This window comes from Marinobacter sp. M5B, assembly GCF_042604615.1.
GTDB lineage: Bacteria > Pseudomonadota > Gammaproteobacteria > Pseudomonadales > Oleiphilaceae > Marinobacter > Marinobacter salarius.
Genome location: NZ_CP156894.1, coordinates 3,700,086 through 3,716,063 on the forward strand (window position 1 = coordinate 3,700,086; position 15,978 = coordinate 3,716,063).

The 15,978-nt window shown below is 56.8% G+C and carries 14 protein-coding genes; 10 read left to right on the forward strand and 4 right to left on the reverse strand.

The features are described from left to right. Positions 1–9: 9 nt before the first annotated feature. Entirely contained in the window at positions 10–900 is an 891-nt protein-coding gene (locus AAGD24_RS16780) for a helix-turn-helix transcriptional regulator (protein WP_169052497.1), read from the reverse strand. A 408-nt stretch (positions 901–1,308) separates the two neighbouring features. Then, complete coding sequence (locus AAGD24_RS16785) at positions 1,309–2,178, reverse strand: co-chaperone YbbN (RefSeq protein WP_136633514.1); 870 nt, start codon at positions 2,176–2,178, stop codon at positions 1,309–1,311. Between the two features lie 212 nt (positions 2,179–2,390). Here AAGD24_RS16785 and lon point away from each other — a divergent pair, with 212 nt between their 5' ends. After that, positions 2,391–4,841: an endopeptidase La gene (gene lon, locus AAGD24_RS16790; protein WP_151983024.1), complete on the forward strand. Its 2,451-nt coding sequence runs from the start codon at positions 2,391–2,393 to the stop codon at positions 4,839–4,841. Positions 4,842–4,987: 146 nt separating this feature from the next. Here the strand turns inward: lon and AAGD24_RS16795 are convergent, their stop codons facing one another. Continuing rightward, entirely contained in the window at positions 4,988–5,482 is a 495-nt protein-coding gene (locus AAGD24_RS16795; protein ID WP_085679084.1) for a MarR family winged helix-turn-helix transcriptional regulator, read from the reverse strand. Positions 5,483–5,794: 312 nt separating this feature from the next. Here AAGD24_RS16795 and AAGD24_RS16800 point away from each other — a divergent pair, with 312 nt between their 5' ends. The 6 genes from AAGD24_RS16800 to AAGD24_RS16825 all read left to right on the forward strand — a co-directional run bounded on the left by AAGD24_RS16800 (position 5,795) and on the right by AAGD24_RS16825 (position 11,746). Then, on the forward strand, positions 5,795–6,640 hold the full coding sequence (locus tag AAGD24_RS16800; RefSeq protein ID WP_075194486.1) for a TPR end-of-group domain-containing protein: 846 nt from the start codon (positions 5,795–5,797) through the stop codon (positions 6,638–6,640). A 218-nt stretch (positions 6,641–6,858) separates the two neighbouring features. Then, positions 6,859–7,917 carry a branched-chain amino acid ABC transporter substrate-binding protein gene (locus tag AAGD24_RS16805; protein WP_379867364.1) on the forward strand — a complete coding sequence of 353 codons (1,059 nt, stop codon included), beginning with the start codon at positions 6,859–6,861 and terminating at the stop codon, positions 7,915–7,917. 161 nt (positions 7,918–8,078) lie between these two features. Then, entirely contained in the window at positions 8,079–9,002 is a 924-nt protein-coding gene (gene livH / locus AAGD24_RS16810) for a high-affinity branched-chain amino acid ABC transporter permease LivH (RefSeq protein WP_036208593.1), read from the forward strand. Next, on the forward strand, positions 9,002–10,273 hold the full coding sequence (locus tag AAGD24_RS16815) for a high-affinity branched-chain amino acid ABC transporter permease LivM (protein WP_075194323.1): 1,272 nt from the start codon (positions 9,002–9,004) through the stop codon (positions 10,271–10,273). The genes livH and AAGD24_RS16815 overlap by 1 nt, the downstream gene beginning before the upstream one ends. 6 nt (positions 10,274–10,279) lie before the next feature. Continuing rightward, positions 10,280–11,035 carry a high-affinity branched-chain amino acid ABC transporter ATP-binding protein LivG gene (livG, locus tag AAGD24_RS16820; RefSeq protein ID WP_036208587.1) on the forward strand — a complete coding sequence of 252 codons (756 nt, stop codon included), beginning with the start codon at positions 10,280–10,282 and terminating at the stop codon, positions 11,033–11,035. 9 nt (positions 11,036–11,044) lie between these two features. After that, positions 11,045–11,746, forward strand: coding sequence for an ABC transporter ATP-binding protein (locus AAGD24_RS16825; RefSeq protein ID WP_007153092.1), 702 nt, complete (start codon positions 11,045–11,047; stop codon positions 11,744–11,746). A 103-nt stretch (positions 11,747–11,849) separates the two neighbouring features. On the opposite strand, the gene AAGD24_RS16830 is transcribed toward AAGD24_RS16825, so the two are convergent. Beyond that, positions 11,850–12,290, reverse strand: coding sequence for a hypothetical protein (locus AAGD24_RS16830; protein ID WP_379865741.1), 441 nt, complete (start codon positions 12,288–12,290; stop codon positions 11,850–11,852). Between the two features lie 327 nt (positions 12,291–12,617). Between AAGD24_RS16830 and AAGD24_RS16835 the strand changes: the two genes are divergently transcribed. The 3 genes from AAGD24_RS16835 to AAGD24_RS16845 all read left to right on the forward strand — a co-directional run bounded on the left by AAGD24_RS16835 (position 12,618) and on the right by AAGD24_RS16845 (position 15,885). Beyond that, positions 12,618–13,082, forward strand: coding sequence for a DUF3015 domain-containing protein (locus tag AAGD24_RS16835; RefSeq protein ID WP_007153094.1), 465 nt, complete (start codon positions 12,618–12,620; stop codon positions 13,080–13,082). Between the two features lie 98 nt (positions 13,083–13,180). Beyond that, positions 13,181–15,046 (forward strand): DUF4105 domain-containing protein, encoded by a 1,866-nt coding sequence (locus AAGD24_RS16840; protein ID WP_379865743.1) that lies wholly within the window; start codon positions 13,181–13,183, stop codon positions 15,044–15,046. After that, on the forward strand, positions 15,016–15,885 hold the full coding sequence (locus tag AAGD24_RS16845; protein WP_379865744.1) for an alpha/beta hydrolase: 870 nt from the start codon (positions 15,016–15,018) through the stop codon (positions 15,883–15,885). Before AAGD24_RS16840 ends, AAGD24_RS16845 begins: the two co-directional genes overlap by 31 nt. The last annotated feature ends 93 nt before the right edge of the window (positions 15,886–15,978 follow it).

Here is a 15,978-nt window from a genome sequence, read left to right on the forward strand (position 1 = left end):
CCGCCTACCTTACCGCAGCAGCGATGACAGAATAGTGCTGATGAGCTGGCCCTGCCGACTCTGCCCAGTTTTCAGGAAAACCTGCTTCAGATAGCTTCGGACCGTTGCCTCACTTTTGTGGCGCCGGTGCGCAATATCCTTCAAGCTCATGCCTGTAATCAAATCCTTGCACAACTGCGCTTCCGCTCCGGTCAGAGAGAAGTACTGCCGAATCGTCGCCTCATCAGGAAACGCTCTCGACTCTGAATCAATCACGGATACCAGCACACCGCCTGTCAGGAACTCGCTGTGCTCAAGAGGACGCAGAGTCATCAGCAAAGGCGCTCTCTCCAAACGAGGGACAACGAGTGTTTCCGGCTCGTAGGTATTGCCATCCAGGTCCGCTCGGGCGACCCGTGTAATGGTTCGGAAAAAGGTTTTCTGGGCAATCTCGTCGTCGAACGTAAAGCGCTGCTGCCGCAACATGATGGTTCGGTCCGTAGCCAGAAATTCCTCCCCCCGTTGATTCGACACCATCAGGCGCCCACGACTGTTCAGAACAAACGCAGCGCCCGACACTAGCTCAATAAACGTCGACAGCGCCTTTTCGGAATGTACATTCTGATGAAAGGTCTCAGCCAGGCTGACGGACTGACGGATAAAGGGAATCAGACGATCCATCGCCTCAAGCTCGGACGGAAGATAAGCCCCCTGAGCGATTGTGCGCTGCACAGTCAGCATCACGATGTGTGTATCTGAGGCATCGACAACCAGCCATGCAGAATCGAGCATGCTGTGATCGGACTCCCAGCGGTCGTACTGATCGCCCGGCGGGCCGTCTTCAATAAGGGGCAGGGCCGAGTGGAAAGTGCCGGGTGCCTGAGTAATGGCAAAGTTGGTCACGGCATCGTGGGCAATCATATTGTTATCCAGATACCATCCGATGAACTCATCGGACAATCCAGCATACCAGATATGCTCAATTGCTCGGGGCGACCTGCGTACAAACGAGAGTTGGGCTGCACAACCATTCACAGAGACCATCAGCATCGCCAGGAAATCATGAAATCCGGTCTGATTCTGCAGTGATTGATAAAGGCAGTGAATCAGAGCAGCTTCATTTGCTAGAAACGTGTCTGCCGCTGACGTTCTTTCTTGCTGTTGAAGGGACATCAAGCTTTCCTGCTTTCTCCGTTGGTAGGATTGTTCTGGTCAATCCAGCAACAATCACTATAGGAAGATCGCAGGAAAATGTGTAGTGAAAACGGGCACTCAGCCATGAGAAGGAGGCCATTTTCGTGCGAATGCCCGATTCAGCAAAGACCGTAATCAATGCATCAACGTATATAGCTTGCGCCGATAGGTACGCACATCCGGGTTATTATTTCCCAGCTTGTCGAACAGCTCAATCAACGTAGTCTTCGCCACTTCATCCTTGTACTTACTGTCCACCCGCATCAGGCGAATCAGCAATTCCATCGCTTCGGCGTTGTTTTCCTGAAGGATGTGATGCAACGCCAGCAAGTGCAGGGCATTAGGATCTTTCGGGTCTTTGTCCAGTGCATCTTCCAGTTCGTGGATGGGGGGCAGTTCTGCTGACGCTCTGAGGAATTTCAGCCGGGCCGCAAGCTGCTTGGCCTGGTGCTGCATCTTTTCTTCCGGCGGCAGGCTTTCCAGTACCTGCTCGGCGGTTTCCAGATCACCCAGCTCCGCCTTCAGTTGCGCGAGGTCGATCAGTACCTTCAGATCATCCGGGTCGCTCCGATTCATCTCGGTTAACACGGCCAGTGCAGCTTCCACATCACCTTCTTCCCATAGTCGGTGAGCCTTATCGTAAGGGGCCTCTTCGTCTTCCGGCATTTCAATGTGCTTGTCGAGGACCTTGCGGATCTCGCTCTCCTGCAAGGCACCATTAAAGCCGTCCACTGCCTGACCATCCTTCACAAGGATCACGGTGGGTAGGCTGCGCACACCCAGGCTGCCGGTCAGTTGCTGCTGCTCGTCGGCGTTCACCTTGGCCAGCATGAAGCCGCCCTTATACTCATCCGCCAGCTTTTCCAGCAACGGCATCAACTGCTTACAGGGGGCGCACCACTCCGCCCAAACGTCAATCAATATGGGCGTTTTGGAGGACGCTTCCATCACATCCTGCTGGAAGTTGTCCATGGTGGCTTCGAAAACGTACGGCGAGTTGCTCATGGATGGCACCTGAAAGTGATTTCCTGAAATGTCATTAACGGATTGTTGTTGGTGATGGGGGCTAAGAGCCGAAATTCAAGGTTTTGCCGCAGGCTCTGCACGATAACGGCAATTACCGCCACCTGCCTTGAAATAATCCCCTTTGCCGTTACATAGGCAATAGGGCCGGGGCGACAGCCCGGATCAAATTTCCTGGAGGATGCGTGTACGGCATGAACGACGACAACCGCAACGACTCTTTTGATGCTCCCGAAGAAGATCTGACCGAGTACATCGGCAAGGACGAGAACAGCAAAAGCCTGGTGCTGCCGAAACAGCAGATGCCCCGCCGCATGTACGTGTTACCGGTGTCGAACAGGCCGTTCTTCCCCGCCCAGGTGCAGCCGATTGTGGTTAACCAGAACCCCTGGCAGGAAACCCTCAAGCGTGTAGGCGAAACCGACCACAAGGTACTGGGTATATGCTTTGTGGAAGACAGCGATCCTGAACAGGGCATTCCCGGCAGCGAGGAACTGGAAACCGTAGGCTGCGCTGTGCGCGTCCATCACGCCCAGGGCGAAAGCGGCAAAGTCCAGTTCATTGCCCAGGGCCTGCAGCGTTTTCGCATTACCCAATGGCTTCGGCGCCGGCCGCCCTACCTGGTAGAAGTGGAATACCCGGACGAGCCGGAAGAAGCCGCCGACGAGTTGAAAGCCTATACCCTCGCGATCATCAGCTCCATCAAGGAGCTTCTGCGCACAAACCCGCTTTACGGAGAGGAAGTGAAGCAATACCTGTCCCGATTCGGGCCGGATGACAGCTCTCCCCTGGCGGACTTTGGTGCCTCGATGACCAGCGCCCCGGGCCAGGAACTGCAGGAAGTACTCAACACCGTGCCTCTGCTCAGGCGCATGGAGAAAGTACTTCTGCTGATGGCGAAAGAACAGGAAGTCGCCCGCCTGCAGAGCGAAATCAGCGAAGAAGTGAACGAGAAGGTGCAAAAGCACCAGCGTGAGTTCTTCCTGAAAGAACAGCTCAAGGTCATCCAGCGCGAACTGGGCATGGCCAAGGACGATAAAACCGCCGACGCCGAGCGTTTTCGCGAGCGCATGGAAAGCCTTAACCCACCGGAACAGGTTCAGGAACGCTTTGACGACGAGCTTCAGAAACTGCAGGTACTCGAGCAGGGCTCACCGGAGTACGGCGTTACCCGCAACTACCTGGACTGGCTGACCCAGGTGCCTTGGGGCCTGACTTCGGAGGATCATTTCGATCTGACCGGAGCCCGCCGCATCCTGGACCGTGACCACGATGGCCTGGACGACGTGAAAGACCGTATCGTCGAGTTCCTTGCCGAAGGCACCTTCAAGGGCGAAGTCAGCGGCTCCATCCTCCTGCTGGTGGGCCCGCCTGGCGTGGGTAAAACCTCCATCGGCCATTCCGTCGCCGACGCCCTCGGACGTGAGTTCTATCGATTCAGCGTGGGCGGGATGCGTGACGAAGCTGAAATCAAGGGCCACCGCCGCACCTATATCGGCGCCATGCCTGGCAAATTCGTGCAGGCATTGAAAGACTCGAAGGTGTCCAACCCGGTGATCATGCTGGACGAAATCGACAAGATCGGTGCCTCCTTCCAGGGCGACCCAGCCTCCGCCCTGCTGGAAACACTGGACCCGGAACAGAACCGGGAATTCCTGGATCATTACCTGGACGTGCGCATGGACCTGTCCAAGGTCCTGTTTATCTGTACCGCCAACCAGCTTGACACGATCCCAAGGCCATTACTGGATCGCATGGACGTCATCCGGCTGTCCGGCTACATCACCGAAGAAAAGCTTGCCATCGCCAAGCATCACCTGATGCCCCGGTTACTGAAACGAGCCGGCCTGCTGAAAAAGCAGATGAACATCACTGATGCCGCCATTAAACAGATCATCGAAGGCTACGCCCGTGAAGCGGGCGTCCGCAGCCTGGAAAAATTGCTGCACAAAGTCATCCGTAAGGGCATTGTGAGGTTGCTGGAAGAGCCGAACGAGCCCGTGAAGGTCGGCGTCTCCGACCTGCAAACCTACCTGGGACAGCCAGCCTTCCGCAAAGAGAAATCCCTGAAAGGCACCGGTGTAGTCACCGGCCTGGCCTGGACCGCCATGGGCGGCGCCACCCTGAGCATCGAAGCCTCACGCATCCACAGCAGTCAGCGTGGCTTCAAACTCACCGGGCAACTGGGTGACGTGATGAAAGAGTCCGCCGAAATCGCCTACAGTTTTGTCTCTTCAAACCTCAAGCGATTCAAGGGTGACCCCACCTTCTTCGACAAATCCTTCGTGCACCTGCACGTCCCCGAAGGCGCCACCCCCAAGGACGGCCCCAGCGCCGGCGTCACCATGGCCACCGCCCTGCTGTCCATCGCCCGCCGCGAATCACCACAGCAGAATCTCGCCATGACCGGCGAACTGACCCTCACCGGCCAGGTGCTTCCGGTTGGCGGCATCCGTGAAAAAGTCATCGCGGCCAGACGCCAGAAAATCAGCAACCTGATCCTGCCAGAGGCGAATCGGGGGGATTACGAGGAACTGCCTGAATACCTGAAGGAAGGACTGACAGTAAACTTCGCCAAGCACTACAGCGATGTATTCCAGGTGTGTTTCGGGAACAAGCCGAACAAGGGCTCGTCCGTACACTAAATTCGGCGGTATTCAAAAGGTAAGATCGGTTTGGGGGTGGTGATACGTTTTCTGCCAGAAAAAGGTGTCCGAGCGCAGCGAGTTCTTTTTCCAAAGAAAATGTATCACCACCCCCAAACCAGGCACCCCAGAGGCCAGCGCCAAACTCAGGCCTTGGCCTTCCACCCATCCTCACGCAACACCGGCCCCACATCCAGAACCGGCGACGCATCAATATCATCAGCGTCCATCATATTGGCCACCCGCTGAAGCGACGCCAGAATCATCGTCTGCTCCCACTCAGCCAGACTCTGAAACTTCTTGATGAAATCCTCCTGCAGCGGCTGCGGCGCGCGGGCCAGAATATCCGCGCCCTCCTCCGTCAAGTGGGCGTGAACCTTACGCTTGTCCTGAGTGCTGCGAACACGGTAGACCAGCTTACGATGCTCCAGCCGGTCAAGAATCGTGGTCACGGTTGCCTGGCTCAGGCTCACCTTGTCGGCAATGGTTCCGATGGTGACCTCGCCCAGGTCACGGATGCTGCGCATAATCAGCAATTGTGGCCCCGTCAGCCCCGCATGCTTGCTAAGGCGTTTGGAATGCAGGTCTGTCGCTCGAATCACCCGACGCAACGCCACCAAAACCTCTTCGTAATTGTTCAACGCACCACTCCGCTTCGATTTGCCAAATTATTTATAACACTAAGCATTAGAGGTCTTTGTTCAGAATATTGCAAGCAGTAGTACCCACGTCCCTCAGCATGTATAGATCTGACCTGCCAGTGCTTTTACGAATTTCAGCATTTTTTCCGCCAACCACTATGCTAAGGTCACCCCCTTGTTGAATTTCCGCAAAACGGACACGGCCCAATGAACACCCGAGCACACAGTTTTCTTCCGCAAAGCTCTTTCAGGAAGCGCCTGACAACCGCCCTCGCTTCATGCCTGATCGCACTGCTATTCAGTTCTGCCACCATGGCTCAGGAGCCCGGCGATAACCTTACCGCCGAGGATGTCCAGCAGCGAATCGACACTGCGGAAGAACCCATGTACACGCCGTTTGTTGAGCTGTATCTATTGGAGGAAACCAAAGCACTGCGCAAGGAAATGATGAACACCCGCGCCGAGCTGATCGAGAAGGTTGTCGACAAAGAACTCTCGGTGGCCGACAAAACCATGTCGTACGCCACCGACACCGTTACCTACTTCTTCTACCTGATCGCTGGCGCCACCTCCATTCTCGTGGTCATTGGCTGGAATTCGATTCGCGACATGCGCAACCAGCTCACCAGCCTTGCTGAGAAGCGGGTCAATGAACTCGTCGTTGAATATGAAAAGCGCCTGGAATTCATCGAGGACCAGTTAAGGCAGAAATCCGACATCATTCATCAGAACCAGGCCGAGATCGAACGCACCAACGAAGTGCACTCCCTTTGGCTAAAGGCCAGCCAGGAAACCTCCCAGCAGAATAAGATTTCTGCCTACGATACGATCCTGGATCTTCGGCCTGACGACGTGGAAGCGCTGAGCTACAAGGCCGATGCTGTGCTGGAAATGCAGGAGCCACTATGGGCCATCAGTCTTTGCCAGCGCGCCCTGAAACTGGCCCCTGAAAACGGCCATGCGCACTATCAGCTGGCCTGCGCCTACGCCGAGATCGGTCGTTGGGACGATGCCGTGACGACGCTGCAAAAGGCGATTAATATCTCTGAAGCGTACAAGGACGACGCCTCCGTTGACCCCAGCTTTGAACAGTTAAGGGATCACGACAGTTTCCGGAAACTGATTTTCCCGGACGACGGGGAGCAGTCTGACGTCTGACACGACAGGCCGGCACGCTCTTTGCTCGCCTATGATTGGAAAAACAACTGTCGGCGTTCCGTCACATTCACTGGCACTGCCTGCTTGACAAGGCGGCAGGTGTGGTGTTTGTTTACATCGCTGAGACCATAAGAAAAACCCTGACACAAAACAGGACAGACCCAATGAGAACACCAGTCAAGAAACTCGTATCCGCTGTTGCAACATCCATTGCCGTAATGGGCGCCGGCCAAGCCGCTGCCGAAATCAAAATCGGCATCGCGGGGCCTATGACCGGCCCTGTCGCCCAGTACGGTGATATGCAATTCTCCGGCGCCCGCATGGCGATCGAACAGATCAATGCCAATGGCGGTGTTATGGGAGAGAAACTTGTAGCCGTCGAACAGGACGACGTGTGTGATCCCAAGCAGGCCGTCTCAGTTGCCAACAACATGGTCAACGAAGGCGTGCGCTTCGTGGTCGGGCACCTCTGCTCCAGCTCCACCCAGCCCGCTTCCGACATCTACGAGGACGAAGGCATCCTGATGGTGACGCCAGCCTCAACCAGCCCGGACATTACCGAGCGTGGCTATGAGCTGGTGTTCCGCACTATCGGCCTGGACAGCATGCAGGGCCCGGTTGCCGCCAATTACCTGATCAGCCAGAAGCCCGAGCGTGTTGCCGTTGTTCACGACAAGCAACAGTACGGTGAAGGCATTGCGACCGCCGTTCGTGACACCCTCGAAGAAGCCGGTGTTGAAGTGGCCATGTTTGAGGGCATTACCGCTGGTGCCAAGGACTTTTCATCGCTGGTGACCAAGCTCAGGCAGGCTGATGTGGACTACGTCTATTATGGCGGCTACCATCCGGAACTCGGTTTGATCCTGCGCCAGGCGCAACAGGCTGACCTGGACGCCACGTTCATGGGCCCGGAAGGCGTGGGCAACAAAGACATCAACACCATCGCCGGCGAGGCAGCCGAAGGGCTGCTGGTTACCTTGCCGCCGAGCTTCGATGAAAAAGACGAAAACCAGGAACTGGTTCAGGCCTTTGAAGATAAAGGCGAAGATCCGTCCGGTCCTTTCGTACTGACCTCCTACACCGCTGTACAGCTGATTGCCGATGGCATTGAAGCCGCCGAATCAACGGACCCGTTCGATGTGGCCGAAGCGCTGCGCGCAGGCACATTCCAGACGCCAATCGGTACCGTTGAGTACGACAACAAAGGCGATATGGAATCGTTTGAGTTTGTTGTTTACGAATGGCATTCAGATGGCAGCAAAACTCCGGTAAACTAAGCCGCAATCGTTAACAAACGGTAATTATGAGAGCACCTTCTCACCGCGATCCGGGAGAAGGTGTTTTTCTAGGCCCCTGTTGATCCTGTATTCGGTCCCCCCGGTACCCCGGGCTGTGCCTGTGTGCAGAGGAAGGGGCAGGCTATCGGAGTCCCACACAGATGCAAGACCTCCTGTATTTTATTCAGCAGCTCATTAACGGGCTGACGATCGGGAGCACCTACGCCCTGATCGCCATCGGTTACACGATGGTTTACGGCATCATCGGCATGATCAACTTTGCCCATGGTGAAATTTACATGATCGGCGCCTACACGGCCCTGATCGCCATTACCGGCCTTGCCGCACTGGGTATCGCCTGGCTGCCACTGATACTGATCGTGGCGCTGGTCTGCGCAATGATCGTTTCCAGCTCCATGGGCTGGGCCGTGGAACGGGTGGCCTACCGCCCTGTGAGAGGAAAGCACCGCCTGATTCCGCTGATCTCCGCCATCGGCATGTCCATATTCCTCCAAAACTACGTCCACCTGGCCCAGGGATCACGCAACATCGGTTTCCCTGCGCTGATTGAAGGCGGATTCCGGTTCGGTGCCGAAGATTCGTTCCAGACCTCGATTTCCTACATGCAAGTCACCATCTTCATCACCACACTGATCTGCATGACAATACTCTCCCTGTTCATATCCCGCTCCCGCATCGGCCGCGCCTGCCGGGCCGTTTCCCAAGACCTTGGAATGGCCAACCTGCTGGGCATAGACACCAACCGCATCATTTCAGCCACATTCGTCATTGGTGCTGCATTGGCCGCGGTCGCAGGCCTTCTGCTGGGAATGTACTACGGCTCCATCGATCCGCTGTTTGGCTTCATTGCGGGACTGAAGGCGTTTACGGCCGCCGTCTTGGGGGGCATCGGAAGCATTCCGGGTGCCATGCTTGGGGGGCTTATTCTCGGGGTTGCCGAGAGCATGACCTCCGGCTACCTCAGTGGCGAATACAAGGACGTTGTCTCCTTCGGACTGCTGATCCTGATCCTGCTGTTCAAACCCACCGGCCTGCTTGGCAAACCGGAGGTTGAAAAGATCTGATGGCTGCTCATAACCTGAAACACGCGCTGTTTTGCGCCATTGTCACCCTGATCATTTCGTACCCCATTCTGGGATTCAACCTGGCCAGCGAAGGCACTACGGTTACCCTTGAAGGGGCCAAAACGTCTACCGTCATCGGCGTACTGCTGGCAGCGGTTATTGTCTTCCTGTTCCAGCTGTTCCGGGACAATCTGATGGGCTCACTGCGGCAGCTGCCCGCAGCAAACCCGCTGGCCAACCGCAAGCCCATGGAGCAGAGCAAGCGGCTGAAACTGGAATCGGCCCTGCTCACGCTGATGATCATAGGCGCCCTTATCTGGCCCTTTATCGCCTCCCGTGGCGCGGTGGATCTGGCTACCCTGGTGCTCATCTACGTCATGCTGGCCCTGGGCCTGAATGTGGTTGTCGGCCTCGCCGGCCTGCTGGACCTGGGCTACGTCGCTTTCTACGCCGTGGGTGCATACACCTTTGCCCTGCTGTCTCAGTATTACGGCGTTTCATTCTGGTTTGCCCTGCCGATCGGTGCCCTGCTTGCGGCCCTGTTCGGGTTGGTACTTGGCTTTCCGGTGTTGCGACTGCGAGGGGATTACCTGGCCATCGTCACACTCGGTTTTGGCGAAATCATCCGCATCCTGCTGAACAACATGACCAACCTGACGGGCGGCCCCAATGGCATCGGCGGCATTCCCGACCCTACTCTGTTTGGCATGGAATTCGGCCGCCGGGTGAAGGAGGAAGGCAATACGTCGTTCCATGAAACCTTCGGCATCGCCTACAGCGGTGAGCACAAGGTGATCTTCCTGTACCTGATCGCTTTGGTACTGGCCGTCATTACCGCTATCGCTATTCGCCGCTTGATGCGGATGCCGGTAGGCCGCGCCTGGGAAGCCCTCCGCGAAGACGAGATTGCAGCCAAATCCCTGGGGTTGAACCGAACTGCGGTGAAGCTTTCCGCCTTTACCATCGGTGCTTTCTTCGCCGGTTTTGCCGGTACGGTGTTCGCCTCCAAGCAGGGCTTTATCAGCCCGGAATCCTTTGTGTTCCTGGAATCGGCCATCATTCTGGCGATTGTGGTACTGGGCGGCATGGGCTCCCAGATGGGAGTCATCCTCGCTGCGATCGCGGTCACCATACTGCCGGAACTGGCACGGGAGTTCTCCGAGTACCGGATGTTGATCTTCGGCGCGGCCATGGTGTTGATGATGGTCTGGCGCCCGCAGGGCCTGCTGCCCATGCGACGCATCCACATTGAACTGAAAAAGCAGGAGTGACGGATAATGCTTGAAGTACAGAATCTGTCGATGCGCTTTGGCGGGCTCCTGGCGGTGGATCAGGTGTCGCTGGACGTACAGGAACATGAGATTGTGGCTATCATCGGCCCCAACGGAGCCGGCAAAACCACCGTGTTTAACTGCATGAGCGGTTTCTACAAGCCCACTGGTGGCAAGATCCTGTTCCAGGGAGGTGAAATCCAGGGTAAGCCGGACTTCAAGATTTCCCGCCTTGGCCTGGTCAGAACCTTTCAGCACGTGCGTCTGTTCAGCCGTATGACGGTGGTGGAGAACCTGCTGGTGGCGCAACATCGCCATCTCAACACCAATCTGCTCTCCGGCATACTGAATACCCCGAACTATCGGGAGAAAGAGCAAAAGTCGCTGGACCGCGCCGCCTATTGGCTGGACCGGGTGGGACTGACGGATATGGCGAACCGGGAAGCCGGCAACCTGGCCTACGGCCAGCAGCGCCGTCTTGAGATCGCCCGCTGCATGGTGACCGAACCCAAGCTACTGATGCTGGATGAACCCGCTGCAGGCCTGAACCCGGCCGAAACCAAAGACCTGAACCAGCTGATTATCAGTCTGAAGGAAGACTACAACGTGTCTGTGGTGCTGATTGAGCACGACATGAGCCTGGTGATGGATATCTCTGACCGTATCAATGTGATCAACCAGGGGCGCCCCCTGGCCAGCGGCACACCGGATGAGATTCGCCGCAACGATGATGTCATTAAAGCCTATCTGGGTGAGGCCTGAGGAATAACCATGCTTGTACTAGAAGACGTCCATACCCATTACGGCAAGATCGAGGCACTTCACGGTGTCTCTGTTGAAGTAAAGAAAGGTGAGATCGTGTCGCTGATCGGTGCCAATGGCGCCGGCAAGACCACGCTGCTGATGACCGTCTGCGGGAATCCCCAGGCCACCTCTGGCCGGGTGATTCTCCAGGGTCGGGACATCACCCGTGATCTCACATCGAACATCATGCGCTCGGGCATTGCTATCGTGCCCGAAGGCCGGCGCGTGTTTTCCGGCCTGACCGTTGAAGAGAACCTCCACATGGGCGGTTTTTTCAACACCAAGTCGGAAATCCGCAAAAGCCAGGACCACGTCTACGAACTGTTCCCGCGCCTGAAGGAGCGGGAACATCAGCGTGCCGGCACCATGTCGGGCGGCGAGCAGCAGATGCTGGCCATCGGGCGGGCGCTGATGAGCAAACCGAACATGATCATCCTGGACGAGCCCTCCCTCGGGCTGGCTCCACTGGTGATCAAACAGATCTTCGAGATCATCGGAAAGCTGCGCGAGGAAGGGATTACCGTGTTCCTGGTGGAACAGAATGCGCATCAGGCCCTGAACCTGGCGGACCGAGGCTACGTGCTGGAAACCGGACGTATCCGCCTGCACGATACCGGGAAAAACCTGCTGGCCAACCCGGACGTTCAGAATGCCTACCTCGGTGGTTGATGAGATAGCCACCCACCGCTAGAACGGCGTACCTAAACGCAAAAAAGCCGGAACATGGTGTCATGTTCCGGCTTTTTTGTAACACCTGGCATCAAGCAATCGCTTACTTAACGCTCTTGATGGTGCCCTTGTAACCTTCAACGGATACGCTGATGGTTCCAAATACCACGTAATCGTCTTTCTTGACGGTGTAACGCGGAGCGACAATCACGTCAGCACCGGATTCCTGAATGGCGTTGTAGGCAGCAGCCGCCTTAACAGCTTCAACCGGGTTCGGCAGAGCGAAAGGCAGTGCACTTCCACCGTTACCACCGGCAGAGTAGGCAACGCCATCAGCGTATTCAGTTTCAGCGCCCAGGGTAAAGAACAGAACCTTGGTTGCAGAGGATTGACCGGTGATCTTCTCGCCTACTTCGATGTCAGCCTTAACGTCGGTAGCAACGGAGCCAGACAGCGGCAGGGAGGGAGCGCTGGTGTTCAGTGAGGAACAGCCAGTCAGTGCGCCAGCAAGAATCAGTGATGATGCGACAAGAACTTTTTTCAAAACTCAATCTCCATGTGTTGTGTACAAGCCTTCATGGCCGCGCGCACTATACCCAAACAAGTTCTATATAACAAGATCATTACAAAAGAACATTTTTTAGCCGATTTAGAAATATGAACACGTGATCACATTTTTGACTTTGCGGGCCAAATCAATCACTCAGCGCCTTTGTAATTTGCCTTCCTGATATTTCAACTATACTCAGAGTCAACGGTCGACCTGTCTCCACGGGAAATCAGTCAGGGCCGTTAGCGCGCCGGCTCCGGGACCCTTTCAGGTGGGCATGGCGCGTTTGCGACGACAGCTAAATCAAACAAGGAGTGGATAATGAAAAAACTCATCGCAGGTGCACTGCTCATGGGTGCTTCTACCCTAGCCTTCGCTCAGCCTGGTTGCGGCGTTGGTGCAATGATCTGGAAAGGACAGTCAGGCATCGCCCCCCACGTTCTGGCGGCAACCACCAACGGTACTTTCGGTAACCAGACGTTTGGTATGACCACCGGTACCTTGGGTTGTCAGACCAACCAGTCCGTGCAATCCATGGCCATGTACATGGACAGCAACATCGATAAAGTTGCCCGCGACATGTCCCGTGGCTCCGGCGAAAACCTGGACACCCTGGCCGTACTGCTGGGTGTGGACGAAGCGGATCGCGACTCTTTCCGCAAAGTTCTGCAGGATAATTTCGCAACCATCTTCCCATCGTCCGACACCACCTCTGGCGAGGCTGTCGATGCCATCGTAGCCCTGCTGGAGCAGAACGATACGCTGAGCAAGTACGTAGCCGCCTGATCTTCGGGCGCGAAGAAAAAGGAGTTTGCGCGCCATGGACGGCGCAACGAATTTCTCACCATCCACCCGTCGCCTAACCCGGAATTGACTGACCATCCATGCGCACTTTGCTTCGGTTCGCGCTGGCCCCTATATGGCTGGCATCCTGTTTCAATGCATTTGCAACATCGCTCCCCGACACCGGAAACCTACATCAGAATCCTGCGTGGTTGACCCTGCTCCATTACCAACCCGACCGCTTCGGCGACGGCTACACCGGTCAGGCGGACGACGATGCCTTCTACCTCAGCGATAACGGCAAAACCTCACCAAAGGCGGAACTGGAAGCCACACTCGCGGCCATCACCCAGCCCGGAGGCGGGAATAAACACGCGCGCTGCCGCTTCCCGGCACGGGACCGCTGGCTAAGGGCGCAACTGGACCTGCCTGGGCAACCCGTAAACTGCCCCGATTACGAGGAATGGATTGATGAGTTGAATACTGAAACCGTGACACTGGTGTTTGCCGCGTCATACCTGAACAGTCCGTCGTCCATGTTTGGCCATACGTTCCTGCGACTGGACCCGCCCAGGGAAGACGAGGAAACGAACCTGATCCTGGCCAACACCATCTCTTACGCCGCCGATGCGGCCGCCCACGATAGCGAAATCCTGTTCGCCTATAAGGGCATTTTTGGTGGCTACCCGGGCATTACCTCCATCCAGCCCTACTACGAAAAAATTCGCCTCTATTCCGACATTGAGCACCGGGACCTGTGGGAGTACACACTCAACCTCACCCAGGCGGAAGTGGACATGATGCTCGCCCATACCTGGGAGATACGCGAGCGCAATTTCGATTACTACTTTTTTGACGAGAACTGCGCCTACCGCCTGCTGGCCCTGATCGACGTCGCCCGACCCGGCACCGACCTGCTGGGGGAAGTCGGCACCCATGCCATTCCCTCAGACACGGTGCGATGGGTTGTCGACAAGGGACTCGTCGACTCCGTCTACTACCGACCTTCTGCGGCGACCAACGTCAGCCACCGCATCGACGCCCTGCCCGACGACCATCAGACACTCGCCGCCGCCATCGCCAACGGCTATGTGGATGCCGATGCACCCGAGGTACAGGCATTGAGTGATGAACCGCGTGCGCGGGTGCTGGACGCCACCTACGACTATGTTCGTTACCAAAGCGAAGCCGAGGGCTGGCCCAGGGAACATGCAGCCCCACTCTCTCATGACCTGCTAAGGGAACGCAGCAAGATCCGCGGAGTCGCGATAAAGGACAGCCCCCCTGAGCCTGCCATCCGGGACGACCAGGGCCATGACACCTTTCGCGCCAGCGTCAGCGGCGGGCGCATGGGTGACCGCAACTTCAGCGAACTCACGTTACGCCCCGCCTATCACGATATACTTGACCCACCCGCCGGCTACCGCGGTGGAGCACAGCTCCAGTTCCTACGACTGGATGCCCGCCTGTACACAGACAACAACGAAGTACAGATTGAACAGCTGACCGGCGTGGAAATCCGCTCACTCTCGCCGCGCAACCAGTTCTTCTCGCCATTATCCTGGCAAGTCGGCTTCGGCGGCCGCCGCACTGACACCGAAATCAACCGCGTATTCACCCCCTACCTGGAGGGCGGCGCCGGTGGCAGTTGGCAGCTGGCACCCGGCACCCAAGCCTTCGCCATTGCCACTGCCGACCTGGAAATCGACGACGACCTGCGACGCGGCTACGACGCCGCCCCCGGCGCCGACCTGGGTATACTGCATCAGAACAACCAGTTCAGCCTTCTGGGCGGCGTGAAAACCAAAGCCTGGATCGTCAGCAGCCAACACCGACAGGATCAGGCCTACCTGGAAGGCAACTGGCACCTCGAACGGGACTTCAGCCTGTTCGGAAAATTCAGCCGTGAAGACCACTACGACAGGTACCGCAGCACATGGCAACTCGGACTCCACGCCTACTTCTGACAACTCTGAGAACACTGGCCGGCCTCACCGCCGCGTTTACCCTGCTGCTGCAGACCGGCTGCAGCAGCGTGTTCTTCTATCCGGACCAGGTCACCTACATCACTCCCGACCGCCTGAACCTGGAATTCGAAGATGTGTTCGTGGATACCCCCGACGGAGAAACCCTCCACGGCTGGTGGCTCCCCGCCAGCTCCGAACCAAAAGGTACCGTTTACTTTCTTCACGGCAACGCCCAGAACATCAGCAGCCACATCATGAACGTCGCCTGGCTGCCTGAGAAACGCTACAACGTCTTCCTGATCGACTACCGGGGATATGGGCGCTCCACCGGCGCACCGGACATAGAAGGCACCCTGCACGACGCAGAGACCGGCCTGCGATGGCTGGTTGACCAGCCGGACGTACAGAGCCAGCCCCTGTTCCTTCTGGGCCAGAGTCTGGGTGGCGCACTGGGAACCGCCCTGGCCAGTGAATGGGTAAAGCGGGACGAACAACCACCCCTGGACGGCGTGATCCTCGACGGCACCTTCTCCGGCTTCCGCGCCATTGCCCGTGAAAAACTCGGCGACTTCTGGCTCACCTGGCCAGTGCAGGTTCCATTGAGCTGGACGATCACTGACGAATACGAGGCTTACGAACGCATCGGTGATATCAGCCCGGTTCCAGTGATGGTGATTCACAGTGTTCGGGACGGGATTATCCCGTTTCATCATGGGAAGCGATTGTACGAGGCAGCAGAAGAACCCAAAACGTTCTTGCAGACGGATACGCCCCACGCCTCAACATTTGTGATTCCGGGTTATCAGGATGAAGTTCTGGAATTTATGGAAGGCGAGTAAATAGCCTGGGCGTCCGTCGCAGATAGGCTTGCAAAACCGTGGAGCGCCAGGGATGGCGCGACCGAGCCCTACAGGGACGTATTTACGTGGCGT